The organism is Rathayibacter tanaceti (assembly GCF_001634385.1).
GTDB lineage: Bacteria > Actinomycetota > Actinomycetes > Actinomycetales > Microbacteriaceae > Rathayibacter > Rathayibacter tanaceti.
The window spans coordinates 1-17,064 of sequence record NZ_LIIN01000001.1 but is presented as its reverse complement, the minus strand read 5'-3'; the positions used below and the strand labels follow the sequence as shown (position 1 = coordinate 17,064).

Sequence of the window (17,064 nt, the reverse complement as noted above, 5' to 3'; positions counted from 1 at the left end):
ACATACTCGAACACATGTTCGAATATGGGCAGATGAGCCCCCCTTCCACCCCTGTCTCCACGGAGACGGCCGAGGTCGCAGAACCCCTCCTGCGGCAGCTCGCGTCGGTGAAGGAGCTGCAGTCACGGATCCGGGACATGCAGGTGACGAGGCTCGAGACCACGGGCCTCGCCACGCTGCCCGCTTTCTCCTCGGTGCTTCCCGGCGGTTCGCTCAAGCAGGGCGCTGCCTACTCGGTCGAGGGATCCATGAGCCTGGCGATGGGCCTGCTCGCCGGCCCCTCGTCCGAGGGCTCCTGGTGCGGAGTCGTCGGTGTGCCGGAGTTCGGTGCCGAGGCGGCAGCGGGCATGGGCATCGACCTCGAACGGCTCGTTCTCGTGCCCTCGCCCGCCGAGCACTGGCTGACCGTCACCGCCGCGCTGGTCGACGTGCTCACCGTGGTGCTCACGCGTCCGCCCGCCTCCGTCTCGTCGGCCGATGTGTCCCGGCTCGGAGCACGGCTGCGCCAACGCGGCGCGGCACTCGTGGTCCTCGGCGAGTGGCCGCAGGCCGAGGCCAGGCTGAGCATCCGCAGCAGCCGCTGGGAGGGTCTGGGCGCGGACACGGCTACCTCCGCTCGCGGGAGGCGATGGTCGATGTCGTCGGCCGTGCCGGCACACGGGTGCGCACCGTGAGGATGAGCATGCCCGGCGTCGAGCAGGTCTTCGGCACCCTGGCGAGCACGCCCGTCTGCACGAACGGGCGGTCTGAGATGACGAGCGCACCCGAGCTGCGCCGGACGATCCTCGTCTGGTGCCCGGACTGGCCCCTCCTCGCGGCGGCTGCCGAGGCGAGACTCGGCGCAGAGGAGCCGCTGGTCCTCTCCGAGAAGAGCCTCGTCTTCGCCTCCTCCCCCGCGGCCCGGGCAGAAGGAGTGCGTCGGGGGATGCGGATCCGTGAAGCGCAGTCCCGCTGCACCGGTCTGACGGTGCTGCCGTACGACCCGGTGCTCGACCACCGGGCGTTCGAACCGCTCATGCAGGCGCTCGAAGAGATCACCCCGGGGGTGCAGCTGATCCGTCCTGGTCTCTGCGCCCTCCGCGCCAGGGGTCCCCGGCGCTACTACGGCAGTGAACAGTCAGCCGCCGAGGCCATCCTGCAGAGGCTGGCAGAACGGGGCCTTCTCGACGTGCGGATCGGCATCGCCGACGGACTCTTCGCCTCCGAGCTCGCCGCCAAGCACTCCGGTCGTCCGGTGACGATCGTCCCGCAGGGAGCGGCTGCGGCGTTCCTCTCCCCTCTCCCCCTCGACGCGCTCGAAACCGAGGCCGTCGCCGCTCCGTCTCGGGTGCCGGCCCGCGGAGACGGCCTCGTGGCCCTGCTGCGCAAGCTCGGCGTGCGCACCCTGGGCGCCTTCGCGGCTCTTCCCCGGGAAGACGTCGCGGCTCGCTTCGGTCCCGACGGGGCCCGGGCCCACCAGCTCGCCGCCGGGGGTGAGACAGCGACGGTGGTGCCGAGGCTGCCACCTGAGCGGCTCGACCGCGCGATGGAGTTCGAGCCGCCCCTGGACCGCATCGATCAGGCCGCCTTCGCCTTCCGCGTCCCCGCCGAGGAGTTCGTCGCCGGGCTCACCCGGGCGCAGCTGGTCGCGACCGCGATCCGCATCGAGGTCGTCAGCGAACGCGGTGAGATCTCGTCGCGGAGCTGGCTGCACCCGCGCTGGTTCAGCCCGGGTGACGTTCTCGACCGCGTCCGCTGGCAGCTGCAGGGCAGCGGAGCGATCGACACCGGGCTCGGTGCTCCGATCGCACGGCTCTGCGTCGAACCCGAGTCCGTCGACGCGATCGGGCACCACGAGCAGGGTCTGTGGGGCACTGCTCCCGAGGAGCGCGTGCATCACGGGCTCAGCCGCGTGCAGAGCATGCTCGGGCACGAGGCCGTGATGACCGCATCGATCGGAGGAGGACGAGCGCTGCGCGATCGCCAGCACCTGATCCCCTGGGTCGACCGCGAACCCGGTGATGCGCGGCCCCTGGGCCTACCGTGGCCCGGGTCGCTGCCGCCGCCGCTACCACCGACCGTCTTCGCCGAGCCCGCTGCCGTCGTGGTGCGCGGGCCGCAGGGCGAACCCGTCTCGGTCGATGAGCGAGGCGCTCTCACTGCCGCGCTCGCCTACTTCGCTCCGGGCACCTCCCGAAGCCGTCTCGAGGCGGTGGCGGGCTGGGCAGGACCCTGGCCGATCGACGAACGGTGGTGGGATCCGCGCACCGCAGTCCGCTACGACCGCTTCCAGGTGGTCGATTCCGCGGGAGTCGCCTGGCTGCTGCTCTGCCTCGACGGGCAGTGGGCGGCCGAAGCCCGCTACGACTGAGCCCGCACCTGATATGCCCCGCACGGAACACGATCCGACATGGGGCACCATCCCTCGCGCACCCCTTGCGCACTGCACGTCCCGAGTACCGAAGGAGCCCCTATGGGCTGGAACAATCCGCCGATCCCGTGGTCGGAGTTCGAGCGACGCCTCTCCAGCGGCCGCCGCGCCGACGGCACGATCGTCCGCGGCGACGGCGGCGACAGCCCCGCATGGTCGCACAAGCGTCCCGCCTACGTCCCCGGCGACGACGTCCGGCCACCGGTGCGGAGTGTGCCCTACGCCGAGCTGCACGCCCACTCCCACTTCAGCTTCCTCGATGGTGCCAGCAGGCCCGAACATCTGGTCGAGGAGGCGGTCAGGCTCGGCATCGACACCCTCACCCTCACCGACCACGACGGGCTCTACGGCATCGTCAGGATGGCCGAGGCCGCACAGGGCCAGGGCGTGCGCACGGCCTTCGGTGCCGAGCTCTCGCTCGGACTCACAGCACCACAGAACGGCGTCGCCGATCCGGAAGGGTCGCACCTGCTGGTCCTCGCCCGTCGCGAGGCGGGCTACCACCGCCTCGCCCGCGCCATCACGGCGGCTCAGCTCGCCGGTGCCGAAAAGGGCAAGCCGAGCTACGATCTCGAGGAGCTCGGCCGAGCGGCCGAGGGGCACTGGATCGTCCTCACGGGCTGCCGGAAGGGAGCCGTCCGCCAGGCCCTCGCCGCCTCAGGCGAAGCAGCCGCGGAGCGAGAGATCCGCGAACTCGTCAGGCTCTTCGGAGCACGCAACGTCCTCGTCGAGCTCTACGACCACGGTGATCCGCTCGCCTCGCGGTACAACGACCTGCTGATGGGGATCGCCGAGCGCCTCCGGCTGCGGCCGGTGGCCACCGGGAACGTGCACTACGCCCGCCCGGAGGAGCGACCTCTGCAGACGGCGCTCACCGCGGTCCGGGCGCGACGGAGCCTCGACGAGATGGACGGCTGGCTGCCCGCGGCCGGCGGCGCGCACCTGCGCTCGGGAGCCGAGATGGCCGAGCGCTTCGCCCGCTATCCGGGCGCCGTCGAGAACACCGTCCTCGTCGCCGACGAGATCGCCTTCGAACTCGGCCGGGTGCGGCCGCGTCTACCCCGCCAGGAGGTTCCCGAGGGCCACACCTCGATGAGCTGGCTGCGCGCCCTCGTCCGGGAAGCGGTGCCCACCAAGTACTCGCGCGACGACCCCGAGGTCCTCGCCAGGCTCGACAAGGAGCTCGCGGTGATCGAGGAGAAGGACTTCCCCGGCTACTTCCTGATCGTGCACGACATCGTCCAGTACGCCAAGCGCAACGGCATCCTCTGCCAGGGCCGCGGCTCTGCAGCGAACTCGGCTGTCTGCTACGTGCTCGGGATCACCGCGGTCGACTCGATCTTCTACGACCTACCGTTCGAGCGTTTCCTCTCCAGCATCCGCGACGAGGAGCCCGACATCGACATCGACTTCGATTCCGAGCGGCGCGAGGAGGTGATCCAGTACGTCTACCGCACGTACGGACGCTTGAACGCAGCCCAGGTGGCCAACGTCATCACCTACCGCCCCAAGTTCGCCGTGCGCGACATGGCCAAGGCTCTCGGCTACAGCGCCGGGCAGCAGGACGGCTGGTCGAAGCAGGTCGAACGCTGGGGCTCGATCACCGAGAGCACCGACCACGACATGCCCGAGGACGTCGTCTCGCTGACCACCCGGGTGCTCGGGACCCCTCGACACCTGGGCATCCACTCCGGCGGGATGGTGCTCACCGAGCGCCCGGTGGGCGAGGTCTGCCCCATCGAACCCGCGCGGATGGAGAACCGGACGGTCCTCCAATGGGACAAGGACGACTGCGCCTGGATGGGCCTGGTCAAGTTCGACCTGCTCGGGCTCGGGATGCTCGCGGCGCTGCAGTACACCTTCGATCTCGTCGCCGAGCACGTCGGTGAGAAGTGGGACCTCTCGACGATCCCGAGGGAGGAGAAGGGCGTCTACGACCAACTCTGCCGCGCCGACTCCATCGGAGTGTTCCAGGTCGAGAGCCGCGCCCAGATGGGCACGCTCCCCCGTCTGCAGCCGAGGCGCTTCTACGATCTGGTGATCGAGGTCGCCCTCATCCGGCCCGGGCCGATCCAGGGCGGAGCAGTCCACCCCTACATCCGACGCAAGCTCGGCGAGGAACCGGTCACCTACCAGCACCCGCTGCTCGTCACTCCGCTCAAGCGCACCCTGGGTGTCCCGCTCTTCCAGGAGCAGCTCATGCAGGTCGCTGTGTCGGTCGGCGACTGCACGGCGGAGGACGCAGACCTGCTGCGACGCGCGATGGGCTCCAAGCGCGGGACCGAGAAGATCGAGAGCCTGCGCGAGCGGCTCTACGAGGGGATGGCGCGCAACGGAATCACGGGTGAGGTCGCCGACGACATCTACCTGCGGATCCAGGCGTTCGCCAACTTCGGTTTCGCCGAGAGCCATGCGATCAGCTTCGCCCTGCTGGTCTATGCCAGCGCGTGGCTCCGTCTGCATTACCCGGCAGCCTTCACCGCAGCGCTGCTGCGGGCCCAGCCGATGGGGTTCTACGCTCCGCACACACTGGTCGCCGACGCCCGACGGCACGGGGTCGAGGTCGAGTCCCCCGACATCAACCGTTCGCTGGCCCCTCCTGGTCTCGAGGCGCGGGAGGGCGCGCCCCCGTATCAGGGAGGTGCGGCCTCCGGAAGGGACGAGTGCCTCTGCGCCGATCAGCCTCCCACCGGGCTCTTCGACCGCTCCGAGCACTTCGACACGGACGACCACCGCCGAGACAGCGGCTTCGTGATACGACTCGGGCTCGCGGGGGTGAAGGGCATCGGCACCGAGCTGGCCGACCGTATCGTCTCAGAACGGGAGCGCGGTGGACCCTACTCGAGCATGGCCGACCTCTCGCGGCGGGTGGGCACCAGCGCCGCCCAGCTCGAGGCGCTCGGTGCTTCAGGAGCCTTCGACTCGCTCGGGCTCGAGCGCAGGCAGGCGCTCTGGGAATCGGGGACGGCTGCAGGCGATCGCGAGGAGTTCCTCGCCGGCTCGACGGTCGTCGTCCAACCGCCCTTGCTGCCCATGCTCTCGCCTCAGGAACGGGTCGTCTTCGATTTCTGGGCCACCGGGATCTCGCCGGACGACCATCCACTGCGGCATCTGCGCGAGGCCCTCGCACGCCGCGGAGCGCGGTCGACCGCCGACCTCCGCGGAACCCCCTCCGGGACCCGGATCGAGGTCGGCGGGGTCGTGATCCACCGTCAACGTCCCTCCACAGCCGGCGGAGTGACCTTTCTTAACCTCGAGGACGAGCACGGGATCCTCAACGTGATCTGCTCCGTCGGAGTATGGAACCGTCACCGCCGCGTTGCACGCGAGGCACCCGCCCTGCTCGTCAGAGGGATCCTCGAGCGCTCCGACGAGGGGGTGACCAATCTGCTCGCCGATCGGTTCGAGACCCTCACGGTCGGCGCGCATACCACGTCCCGCAATTTCCGATGACCCACCAGAAGCGACTACTCGCACCACGAGAAAGCGACACCATGACGACCCTCGACCGCGCCGATCCGCCCCCGCACCTCGATGCGCCGCTCCTTAACGATCGCGAGCTGCGCGAGCGCGTCTCGTCGCTGATCGGACCGGCCTATCGCCGCGCGCTCTGGCCGATCTTCCTCGACCGCACGGGTGTGCAGCTGCCGATCCTCTACCCGATCGAGGGGCTGCCCGTGCATCCCGACGAGGAGAAGACCGAGCGGATCGTCGCCACGCTGGCGAAGGCCGTCGCGCACCAGGACGTCGGCTCACTGGCCTTCGCCCTCGAACGACCGGGTCGGGCGTTCCTGGGTGAGGCCGATCGCGTGCTCGCGCGTGACCTCGCCGCGGCCTGCCACCGCCGGGCCATCCCACTGAGGGCCCTCCTGCTCGTCCACGACGATGGAGTACGGGTCTGACCGCGACGGAGTACTCCGCGGTCAGACGTGAGACCTCAGGCGGGGGCGCCCAGAATCACCAGCAGCGAGGAGGCGCCGAGGTCGACCTCGGTGTCACCCGGCTGCACGGCGCACTCACCGACGCCCAGGAGCGACTCCGTCACCTCGGGCAGCGGCACCCGCGCCGCCGCCTCGCCCACGTTGATCGCGAGAGTGACGCGACCTCGTCCGAGCGTCAACCAGCGATCCTGCTCGTCGAGATCCACCCGCACCGAGCCGAAGCGAGGATCCGTGAGCTCCGGGAAGCGGCGGCGGATCGCCGCCAGCTCGCGGTACACGGCCAGGACGCGGGCGTGGCGTCCCTCCCCGACCTCGGACCAGTCGAGCCGAGAGTGGAGGAAGGTCTCGGGGTCCTGGGGGTCGGGCACGACCTCCGGGTCCCAACCCATCCTGGCGAACTCGGCGATACGGCCCTTCGCTGTCGCCTCCCCGAGTTCCTTCTCGGGGTGCGAGGTGAAGAACTGCCACGGGGTCGATGCCGCCCACTCCTCCCCCATGAAGAGCATCGGAGTGAACGGTCCGAGCAGGGTCAGCGCGGCGGCGATCGCCAGACGGCCCTCGTCGAGCGTCGCCGTCAACCGGTCCCCGATCGCCCGGTTGCCGATCTGGTCGTGGTTCTGGCTGCAGACGACGAGCCGCCAGGTGGGCATGAGCTCGGTGTCGACAGGGCGGCCGTGGTGACGGCCGCGGAACGTCGACAGGGTGCCGTCGTGGAAGAAGCCCTTCGTCAGGACCTTGCCGAGGGCGCCCAGTGGGGCGAAGTCCTGGTAGTACCCGGTGGTCTCTCCCGTCACCGCGACGTGCACAGCGTGGTGGAAGTCGTCGCTCCACTGCGCATCCAGACCGTAGCCGCCGGCCTCGCGCGGGGTGATGAGCCGTGGGTCGTTGAGATCCGACTCGGCGATCAGGGTGAGGGGCCGCCCCACGCGCGCCGAGAGCACGGAGACCTCGGAGGCCATCTCCTCGAGCACGTGCACCGCTCGCTCGTCCGACAGGGCGTGCACCGCATCCAGCCGCAGGGCGTCCACATGGTAATCGCGCAGCCACATCAGGGCGTTGTCGATGATGTAGCCGCGAACGGCATCCGACCCGTCGCCGTCCAGATTGATCGAGCTGCCCCAGGTGTTGGCCTTCTCGCTCTTCAGGTACGGACCGAACTCCGGGAGGTAGTTCCCGCTGGGTCCGAGGTGGTTGTACACGACGTCCTGCACGACCCCGAGGCCCACGCGGTGCGCGGCGTCGACGAAGCGCTGGTAGGCCTCCGGTCCGCCGTACGGCTCGTGGACGGCGTACCAGAGCACTCCGTCGTAACCCCAGTTGTGGGTCCCGTTCACCGCGTTCACCGGAAGCATCTCGACGAAGTCGACCCCGATCGAGCGCAGGTGCTCCAGCTTGCCCGCAGCAGCGTCCAATGTGCCTTCCGGCGTGAAGGTCCCGATGTGCAGCTCATAGATCACGGCGCCGGCGAGTTCACGGCCGGTCCACGGCCCATCCGTCCACTCGTGCGACGAGGGATCGTACGTCCGCGAGAGCTCGTGCACGCCCTCCGGCTGGCGGCGCGAGCGCGGATCGGGGAACGGGCCGCTGCCGTCGATCCGGTACCCGTAGTCGACGTCGCCCGAGACCGGAGCCGATGCGGGGGCACGCCACCAGCCCTCCTCACCGAGCCGGGTCATGGGCAGGGGCGAGTCGGCACCCAGGACGAGCTCGACGGCGGACGCCGCGGGAGCCCAGACGTCGAAACGCTCAGGTCCGGTCGCCGGACGTGCATAGCGGTAGGGAGTCGTGCGGGTCACGGCGGTCTCCAGGAGGTGTCGAAGGGGTCGGGGAGAGGGCTGCTCGGCCGATCAGGAGACCGGGGCGAGCAGGGCGACGGGGTAGTCGACGAGAAGCTCGGCTACAGGAGTCGCTCCGCCCGCGAAGGTGCGACCGGTGAGGACGTCCTCGACAGGGTGCCCGGGGAGGACGATCACGGTGTCGCGCCATCCGCCCGCGACGGCGAGCCCCTCGGGCAGACGCGTGGCGAGCGTCAGAGCGCCGCCGCGGTCGAAGGCGATGGCGTGCTCAGAGGCCGGACCGATCGCCGGAACGGCGGCATAGCGGGTGAACAGCTCTGGGCGATCGCGGCGGAGGCGGAGGGCGCGCGAGGTGACGAGCAGCTTCGCGGCCCCTTCTGCGTCGATCTCGGGCTTCCAGCCGCCGTCGATCCGCTCGAGCAGAGCGCGACGACGGTCGAAATCGACCTCGCGGCGGTTGTCCGGATCGACCAGCGACGTCTCCCAGAGCTCGCTGCCCTGATAGACGTCGGGGATGCCGGGAGCGGTGATCTGCACGAGCTTGGCCGAGAGACCGTTCGACCAGCCCGCGGCCGAGACGCGCTCGACGGTCTCCTCGATCAGACGGCGTACCTCCGGTTCGTCGAACGCGGCATCGACGGCGGCGTGCATCCGCTTCTCAAACGCCTCATCGGGGGCGGTCCAGCGCGTCGAGCTGCCCGCCTCGCGCGAGGCCTTCTCTGCGTACGCGTGCAAGCGGTCGCGCGCGGCCGGCCACGCGCCCACGATCGCCTCCCAGAGCAGGTGCTCGACCGGGCCGTCACCGAAGCCAGCCCGGACATGCAGGTCGCGCAGTGTCGACGCCCACGCCTCCGGGTCCTCGGCCAACGCCGTGATCCTGGCCCGCGTGTCCTCGCCGCGCTTGGTGTCGTGCGTCGAGAGGGTCGTGAGCGACGCGGGGAACGCTGCCTGGCGCACGCCCTGACGACGATGGAACTCGACGAGGTCGATCGCGAACTCATCGGGATCCGCTCCGACCTCGTTGAGGGACGTGAGGCGGCTGAAGCGGTAGAACGCGGTGTCCTCGACACCCTTGGCCATGACCATGCCGGACGTCTGCTGGAATCGGACGGACACGGGAGAGCCCGTCTCGGCGAGCGCCGCGGCGACGTCGTCGACGGTGGCAGCGATCTCGGGACGGCGACGGACCGCCTCGACCCGCGCATGCTCGAGGTGCTCCGCGCCGTAGGGCAGGTAGCTGCGATACACGGGATACGTCGCGAGGAGCTCCGCCAGGGCGTCGTCGGCCCCCTCGATCCCGGGCAGCAGCCGCGCCAGGCGCAGCACCTCCGAGCGGAGGATGCCGTCCGCGATTCCGCGCTTGGTGTCGTGGATCAGGTCGGCCCAGACCACCGGTGGTCCTCCCCCGCCCAACTCGGCGTCGAGGCCCTCGAGCACAGGGCGGGCATAGGGATCGACGAGGATCCGGTCGATGTCGGCAAGAGCGTCGTACCCCGTCGTGCCCACGGTGGCCCAGTGAGGAGGAAGCTCCTCGTCTCCCTCAAGGATCTTCTCGACCCACACCGGCGCACCGCCGATGGCGCGCGACAGGTCGTCGAGGTATCTCCCGGGATCCGCCAGACCGTCCGGGTGGTCCACTCGGAGGCCGTCGGCGAGTCCCTCCGTGAACCAGCGGACGATCTCGCGGTGCGAGGCGTCGAACACCTCCGGCCGTTCGACAGCGATGGCGGCGAGGGTGTTGACAGCGAAGAAGCGACGGTAGTTCAGTTCGGCGTCGGCGCGGCGCCAGTTCACCAGCTCGTAGTTCTGCCGCTCGTGCACCGTCCGACCGGAGTCGCCCGGCCGAGCGGTTCCCGGCGCGAGGGGCAGGCGGTTCTCGTAGTAGTGGAGCTCGTCTCCCACGACCTCGAGCGCGTCGAGCTCGCTCTCGCTGTCCCCCTCTGCCGCACCGTCGCCCAGGAGCGGGATGCGCAGCCTGCCGCCGCCCGCCTCCCAGTCGACGTCGAACGCCGTGGCGTAGCGAGAGGACCGGCCGTTCTTCAGCAGGTCCCACCACCACGAGTTCTCGCTCGGAGTCGCGACGCCCATGTGGTTCGGCACGATGTCGATCAGGACGCCGAGTCCCTCGGTCCTCGCCGCCCGTGCTGCGGTCGCCAGACCCGCCGCACCACCGCGCTCCGGATCGACCTCGCTGTGATCGACGACGTCGTAGCCGTGGTCCGAGCCGGGCTCGGCCCGCAGCAGCGGAGAGAAGTACAGCCAGTCGGCTCCGAGGGTGCGCACGTAGTCGGCGACGCGCGCCGCCTCGTCGAGGCCGAACGCGGAGCGGATCTGGAGGCGGTAGGTGGAAGCGGGCAGACGCACGTCAGGCTCCTGTCGAGGGGGCGGTCGCGGAATCGGTCGACTCGGCGGAGGGACTGGTCCGCCCCGTCGAGGTCACGATCGGGATCGCCGATGTCGCGGCGAGCGAGGCGAGGGAGGCGGCGACCGAATGGTCGACCTCGGGTTCGGGGGCGCTGTGCTCCTGCAAGATGACGAGCGACTTCGCCTGGACGGTCAGGGTCGCGCCGGCGGGGCGCGGGATCGAGTCCGCCTCGGCGCCGGCGGTGTCGACCAGGACGCTCCAGGCCAGCGCGTACTCGTCGCTCGGGATGGAGAACTCGACGTCGACGTCGTCGGCGTTGAAATACAGCAGGAAGCTGTCATCCGTGACGGGCCGGCCGCGCTGATCGCGCTCGCGGATCCCGTTGCCGTTGAGGTAGATGCCGACCGACCGGCCCAGCCCCGAGTCCCAGTCCGAGGGCGCCATCTCGGTACCCGCTGCTGTGAACCAGACGATGTCCGGCAGCGGCTCGCCGGTCCCGCGCAGCACGGGTCGCCCATCGAAGAAGCGCATCCGCCGGAAGGTCGGGTGCTCGGCACGCAGGCGGATCAGTGCTGCCGTGAACTCCAGCAGCGGCCGGTCGGCGTGCGCCCAGTCGACCCAGGTCAGCTCGCTGTCCTGGGCATAGGTGTTGTTGTTGCCGTTCTGAGTGCGGCCGAGCTCGTCGCCGTGCAGGATCATCGGCACGCCCTGCGAGATGAGCATGGTCGCCAAGAAGTTGCGCTGCTGCCGAGCCCGGAGAGCGAGCACCCTCGGATCGTCCGTCGGCCCCTCGACGCCGTGGTTCCAGGAGCGGTTGTGCGACTCGCCGTCGTTCCCGTCCTCGCCGTTCGCATCGTTGTGCTTCTCGTTGTACGAGACGAGGTCGCGCAGCGTGAATCCGTCGTGAGCCGTGACGAAGTTGATCGAGGCGACAGGGTAGCGGCCCGAGTGCGCATACAGATCGGCCGAGCCGGTCAGCCGGGAGGCGAACTCCCCCAGCGTCGAGGGCTCGCCCCGCCAGAAGTCGCGCACGGTGTCGCGGTACTTCCCGTTCCACTCCGTCCACTGCGGTGGGAAGTTGCCGACCTGGTAGCCGCCGGGTCCCACATCCCACGGCTCGGCGATCAGCTTCACCTGCGACACCACCGGATCCTGCTGGACCAGCTCGAAGAAGGTCGAGAGCCGGTCGACGTCGTAGAACTCCCGCGCCAGAGCCGAGGCGAGGTCGAAGCGGAAGCCGTCGACCCGCATCTCGGTCACCCAGTAGCGCAACGAGTCCATGATCAGTTGCAGCGAGTGCGGGTGGCGCACGTTCAGGGTGTTACCGGTGCCGGTGTAGTCCATGTAATAGCGCTTGTCGTCGTCGACGAGCCGATAGTAGGCCTCATTGTCGATGCCGCGGAAGGACAGCGTGGGGCCGAGATGGTTGCCCTCGGCCGTGTGGTTGTAGACCACATCGAGGATGACCTCGATCCCGGCCGCGTGCAGGGCCTTCACCATGCTCTTGAACTCCTGGACCTGATGGCCCTGATCGGCCATGGAGGCGTAGGTGTTCTGTGGCGCGAAGAAGCCGATGGTGTTGTATCCCCAGTAGTTCGAGAGGCCCTTCTCGATCAGCGTCGAGTCGTTGACGAACTGGTGCACCGGCATGAGCTCGATCGCCGTGATGCCGAGGTGCTTCAGGTGGTCGATGACCGCCGGATGAGCGACGCCCGCGTAGGTGCCGCGCAGCTCCTCCGGAACCTCGGGGTGGCTCTTGGTGAGGCCCTTCACGTGGGCCTCGTAGATCACAGTGCTGTCGTAGGAGGTGCGCGGACGCCGGTCACCCGCCCAGTCGAAGAACGGGTTGATGACGACGCCGAGCATCATGTGCGGCGCCGAGTCCTCGTCGTTCGTCGAGTCCGGGTCGCCGAAGGTGTACGAGAAGAGCGATTGGTCCCAGTCGATCTCGCCGGAGACGGCCTTGGCGTAGGGGTCGAGCAGAAGCTTGTTCGGGTTGCAGCGGTGACCGGTCGCAGGATCGTACGGGCCGTGGATCCGATAGCCGTAGCGCTGACCCGGCTGCACCTGCGGCAGGTAGCAGTGCCACACGTAGGCATCGGACTCGAGGATCTCGACGCGGGTCTCGGTGCCGTCCTCGTCGAACAGGCACAGCTCGACGCGCTCGGCGATCTCGCTGAACAGGGCGAAGTTCGTGCCGCTTCCATCGAAGGTCGCGCCCAGCGGGTAGGCGGTTCCGGGCCAGGTCTCCACGAGACTCCTCAGGGGATCATTCTCGGGCGATCCGGGAGAGGCCGATGTGCGGTCTGCGGATGCCCGACGTCGGGGGTGAGGGTCCGGCGTCTCCACGACGGACCGACTGCCCACCTTAGCGAGCGTCTCTCGAGCATTCCCCTGACGGTCAGCGCTCATCGAGCCTCCCTCCTCCGGCGGTCTCGACCCGCGGCCGGAACCGCCGCTCGCATCGTGCCACGGCCCGGGCGGCGGGCAGGACGATCCGGTGGGTCACGCTCGAACAGTACGGTCGAGCCGTGGGCTGCGGCGAGGGCTGGCGCCGGGGCGGCTCGATCGGCTAGCGGTCAGCCTGAGCAGGCCGCCGCGGGTTCAGTGCGAGCCGAGCCTGCGCCGGAGCAGATCGATCCGCGCCTGCAGCTGGGTCACACTGGCCTGTGCCACAGCCGGCCCCCCGCAGAGCCGGCGCAGCTCGGTGTGCACCTGCCCGTGGCTCTCGCCGGTCCCCCGTGCCCAGAGCCCGACCAGCGAGTTCAGAAGACTCCGCTGCTCCTTGAGCGTGCGGTACAGCGGCGCGGGGATCTCGCTCTCCTTCGCCTCGGGGGCTGCCGCAGCTCCGGGACGCGAGCCTGCCCGCTTCGCCTGGCGCTGCTGACGGTGCTGCAGCAGCTCACGCACCTGGTCGGGCTCCAGCAGCCCGGGAAGCCCGATGAAGTCGAGCTCCTCCTCGCTCTCGACCTCGACCTCCATGCCGAACTCGGCGCCCTCGTAGACCACGCGGTCGAAGGTCGCCGCCGAGCCGAGCGACTCGAAGCGCCCCTCCTCGAGGAGCTCCGACGAGGCCTTCTCGGAGCGCTCGGCGTCGCCCATCAGGTCGGCCTCGGGGTACTCCTCGTCGTCCGACGTCCTGCGGTCGAGAGCATGGTCGCGCTGCTGCTCCATGGAGCTCGCGAGCGCGAGCAGCCCCGGCACGTTCGGGAGGAAGATCGAGGCGGTCTCGCCGCGGCGCCGGGCCCGCACGAAGCGGCCGACGGCCTGGGCGAAGAACAGCGGAGTCGATGCCGATGTCGCGTAGACGCCCACGGCCAGACGCGGAACGTCCACCCCCTCCGACACCATGCGCACCGCGACCATCCACCGGCCGGTGTCCTTCGAGAACTCCTCGATCCGGTCGCTCGCCTCTTTCTCGTCCGAGAGCACGACGGTGACGGGCTCTCCGCTGATCTCGCGGAGCATGGCGGCGTAGGCCCGGGCGGAGTAGTGGTCGGTGGCGATGACGAGCCCGCCCGCGTCCGGGACGGAACGACGCACCTCGCTCAAACGTGTGTTCGCCGCGCGCAGCACCGAGGGGATCCAGTCTCCTCGGGGGTCGAGCGCCGTGCGCCAAGCCTGCGCCGTGACGTCCTTGGTGTTGCCCTCGCCGAGCCGCGCCTCCATCTCGTCGCCGGCCTTCGACTTCCAGCGCATCTGGCCGGCGTACACCATGAAGAGGACGGGCCGGACGACGCCGTCGGCGAGCGCGCGGCCGTACCCGTAGGAGTAGTCGGTGAGCGAGGTGCGGATGCCCTCCTCGTCGGGCAGATAGTTGACGAACGGGATGGGGGCGGTGTCCGAGCGAAAGGGCGTCCCGGTGAGCGAGAGGCGCCGCACCGCGGGCTCGAAGGCCTCGCGGATCGCGTCCCCCCAGCTCAACGCGTCACCGCCGTGGTGCACCTCGTCGAGGATCACGAGCGAACGCCCAGAGAGCGTGAGCTCACGGTGGAGCTCCGGCCGCACCGCTACCTGCGCGTAGGTGACGGCCACGCCGTGGAAGTGCCGCGCGTGCCTGCCCATCCGGTTGGTGAAGGTGGGGTCGAGGCGGATTCCGACGCGGTGCGCCGCCTCCGCCCACTGGCGCTTGAGGTGCTCGGTGGGCGCGACCACGGTGATGCGCTCGACCGTGCGGTTGTGCAGCAGCTCGGCGGCCAGGCGCAACGCGAAGGTCGTCTTGCCCGCACCCGGGGTGGCGGCGGCGAGGAAGTCCCGCGGCTCGTGCTGGAAGTACGCCTCGAGAGCCTCCGCCTGCCAGGCCCGCAGCTTGTTCGCCGTGCCCCACGGGGCCCGCCCAGGGAACGACGGGGACAGGTGCTCGGCGGCGGAGGTGCCGACCTGATGACCGAAGCTCGAGGGACTGTTCACGTGGACCGAATCTAGCCGACGCCTCCGACAGCGCACGGTCCACCGCGACCCTGCGCGGGACGTGCGGCGTGTCGCCCGGTGACACCCGTGCCCGGGCTCGGAGCACAATGGAGGGATGGTCGAACAGCGTCATCCGTGGTCCCGCTATGTCGCCCTCGGCGACTCCTTCACCGAGGGCATCGGCGATCCCGAGCCCGCGAGCCCGGGCGGTCACCGCGGTTGGGCCGATCGCGTCGCGGAGGTGCTGGGACGTCAGAACGACGACTTCGCCTACGCGAACCTGGCCGTGCGCGGCCGCCTCCTGCAGCAGATCGTCGACGAGCAGGTCGAGCCCGCGCTCGAGCTGCGACCCGATCTGATCACCATCTCGGCGGGCGGCAACGACGTCATCCGCCCCGGGACCGATCCCGACGACATCGCCGCGCGCTTCGAGTCCGGCCTGGCGCGCCTGCGCTCCAACGGTGCCACCGTCGTGCTCTTCACCGGAGTCGACGTGGCTTCTCGCCCGTCTTCGGGCGCATCCGCGGCAAGGTCGCCATCTACAACGAGAACCTCCGCGCCCTGGCCAAGCAGTACGACTGCATCGTCGCCGACCAGTGGTCGCTGCAGGAGATCCAGGACGTGCGGATGTGGGCCCCCGACCGCCTGCACCTCAATCCGCACGGGCACCACGAGGTCGCGCGCATGGTGCTGGAGGCGCTCGCCGTCGAGAACGACCTGCGTCCTCTCGCTCCGGAGCCGCTGCCCGCCCGCACCTGGCGCGCCGCTCGCACGGAGGACATCCAGTGGGCCAGGGAGTACCTCGTCCCGTGGGTCCTGCGCCGCGTCCGCCACCAGTCCTCCGGCGACTTCATCACCGCCAAGCGGCCGTCGGCTCAGCTCTGGCGCACCGACCCGTCCGCGATCCCTCCGGTGGTCCCCGGCAACGCGACGCCGGAGCAGGTCGCCGAGGACATCGCGACCGCCGGCGTGCGGATCGTGATCGACGGCGACTAGCCGAAGAGCTCACCGGGGTGCACGAGGCGCCAGCCGAAGCCCGGATCCTCGATCACGCCGTCGGCGACGAGCGGAAGCTCGTAGGGCGTCCCATTGACCTGGACGGTCGCCGTCCCGACCCGCTGGCCGTCGGCGACGACCTCGAGCGGGTCGAGCGCGACGGAGGCGGTCGTCGAGACCGCTCCCCAGACGAGCACCGAGCGAGCCTCGGCCGTCTCCGCCGTCGCGGTCTCGCCCCACGCGCTCGTGAGGCTGCCGTAGTCCTGGCCCGCTGTCGTCAGCGGAACGGAGCGGAATCCTGCCTCGACCGTCGGGATCAGCGTGAGCACGTCGGCGGCGAGCTGCGGATGCGTGCCCGCCCCCACCACCACGCCCACCAGGGTCACCGGCTGCCCGTCCACCGTCGCGTCCACTGAGAAGAGGAGGCAGGCCCCCGCCTCGTCCGTCGTCCCCGTCTTGATGCCGTCGACGCCCGACCGTCCGAGAAGCGAGTTCGTGTTCTCGATCGTCCCGACGCCGGGGACGACCGCGCTCGGCAGCGCGACGATCGCGGCGAGCACGGGGTCGCCGATCAGCAGCTCGCCGAGCCGCACCATCTCGGCCGTCGTGCTCACGGTCGCGGGCGAGAGTCCACTCGTGTCGGCGAGGGAGGTGCGCGACAGGCCCTGACCGTCGAGCCAGGTCCGCGAGGCGGCGAGGAACGCCTCCTCGGAGCCGTAGGCCCAGACGGCGAGCGACTTCGCGTAGTTGTTGGCGGAGGGGAGCATCATCGCCGTCAGCGCCTGCCGCTCGGTCAACTGGAGCCCCGCGGTCACCGGGGCGTTCGAGCCGTTCTCGGCGAGGGTCTCGTTGTAGTACTGCACGTCGGCAGTGGAGAAGGTGATCGTCTCGCCGTCCGTGCCGTCCGCGATCGGCTTCGCAGCCAGGATCATCAGAGCGGTGACGACCTTCGCGATGCTCCCGGTCGGGAGAGTGTCGTCGGAGCCGTAGCGCGCGAGAAGCCCGCCCTCCTCCGCACCGGCGATGCCGACGGCCGCCACCGCTCCGGAGCCGTAGGACGGCCAGGCGAGGACCGGCGCCTCCGTCGTGGTCGCCGCCGGCTCCACGGCGAGGGCGCTCGCCGCGGGCAGCTCGGCGGTCGCCGCG

9 protein-coding genes and 1 pseudogene are annotated in these 17,064 nt (G+C 70.1%); 5 read left to right on the top strand and 5 right to left on the bottom strand.

Annotation, left to right across the window (positions count from 1 at the left end):
* The first annotated feature begins 32 nt into the window (after positions 1-32).
* From ACH61_RS00050 to ACH61_RS00035, 4 genes are all read left to right on the top strand, one after another.
* The gene (locus ACH61_RS00050; RefSeq protein WP_068207006.1) at positions 33-674 is read left to right on the top strand and encodes a hypothetical protein; all 642 of its coding nucleotides are present in this window, start codon (positions 33-35) and stop codon (positions 672-674) included.
* Complete coding sequence (locus ACH61_RS00045; protein WP_330220108.1) at positions 629-2,350, top strand: DNA polymerase Y family protein; 1,722 nt, start codon at positions 629-631, stop codon at positions 2,348-2,350. The genes ACH61_RS00050 and ACH61_RS00045 overlap by 46 nt, the downstream gene beginning before the upstream one ends.
* Before the next feature lie 102 nt (positions 2,351-2,452).
* Positions 2,453-5,863 (top strand): error-prone DNA polymerase, encoded by a 3,411-nt coding sequence (locus tag ACH61_RS00040; RefSeq protein WP_068207003.1) that lies wholly within the window; start codon positions 2,453-2,455, stop codon positions 5,861-5,863.
* A gap of 41 nt (positions 5,864-5,904) precedes the next feature.
* Positions 5,905-6,312 (top strand): hypothetical protein, encoded by a 408-nt coding sequence (locus tag ACH61_RS00035; RefSeq protein WP_068207000.1) that lies wholly within the window; start codon positions 5,905-5,907, stop codon positions 6,310-6,312.
* 35 nt (positions 6,313-6,347) lie between these two features.
* Here ACH61_RS00035 and treZ read toward each other — a convergent pair whose 3' ends face one another.
* From treZ to ACH61_RS00015, 4 genes are all read right to left on the bottom strand, one after another.
* Entirely contained in the window at positions 6,348-8,147 is a 1,800-nt protein-coding gene (treZ, locus tag ACH61_RS00030; RefSeq protein ID WP_068206997.1) for a malto-oligosyltrehalose trehalohydrolase, read from the bottom strand.
* Positions 8,148-8,198: 51 nt separating this feature from the next.
* Positions 8,199-10,511, bottom strand: coding sequence for a malto-oligosyltrehalose synthase (gene treY / locus ACH61_RS00025; RefSeq protein WP_068206994.1), 2,313 nt, complete (start codon positions 10,509-10,511; stop codon positions 8,199-8,201).
* Between the two features lies 1 nt (position 10,512).
* The gene (gene glgX, locus ACH61_RS00020; protein WP_068206991.1) at positions 10,513-12,765 is read right to left on the bottom strand and encodes a glycogen debranching protein GlgX; all 2,253 of its coding nucleotides are present in this window, start codon (positions 12,763-12,765) and stop codon (positions 10,513-10,515) included.
* A gap of 351 nt (positions 12,766-13,116) precedes the next feature.
* On the bottom strand, positions 13,117-14,922 hold the full coding sequence (locus ACH61_RS00015; RefSeq protein WP_068206986.1) for a DEAD/DEAH box helicase: 1,806 nt from the start codon (positions 14,920-14,922) through the stop codon (positions 13,117-13,119).
* A 115-nt stretch (positions 14,923-15,037) separates the two neighbouring features.
* Between ACH61_RS00015 and ACH61_RS00010 the strand changes: the two are divergent.
* Positions 15,038-15,918 (top strand): annotated as a pseudogene (locus tag ACH61_RS00010) (SGNH/GDSL hydrolase family protein).
* Here the strand turns inward: ACH61_RS00010 and ACH61_RS00005 are convergent.
* Positions 15,915-17,064, bottom strand: a 1,150-nt coding sequence (locus ACH61_RS00005) for a D-alanyl-D-alanine carboxypeptidase family protein (RefSeq protein WP_068206983.1), incomplete at its 5' end; no start/stop codon positions are given. The pseudogene ACH61_RS00010 and the gene ACH61_RS00005 overlap by 4 nt on opposite strands.

Excerpts from the sequence above, each read along its gene's own strand:
- ACH61_RS00040 (WP_068207003.1), top strand. The coding sequence starts at position 2,453 with ATGGGCTGGAACAATCCGCCGATCCCGTGGTCGGAGTTCGAGCGACGC.
- ACH61_RS00050 (WP_068207006.1), top strand. The coding sequence starts at position 33 with ATGAGCCCCCCTTCCACCCCTGTCTCCACGGAGACGGCCGAGGTCGCA.
- ACH61_RS00045 (WP_330220108.1), top strand. The coding sequence starts at position 629 with ATGGTCGATGTCGTCGGCCGTGCCGGCACACGGGTGCGCACCGTGAGG.
- ACH61_RS00035 (WP_068207000.1), top strand. The coding sequence starts at position 5,905 with ATGACGACCCTCGACCGCGCCGATCCGCCCCCGCACCTCGATGCGCCG.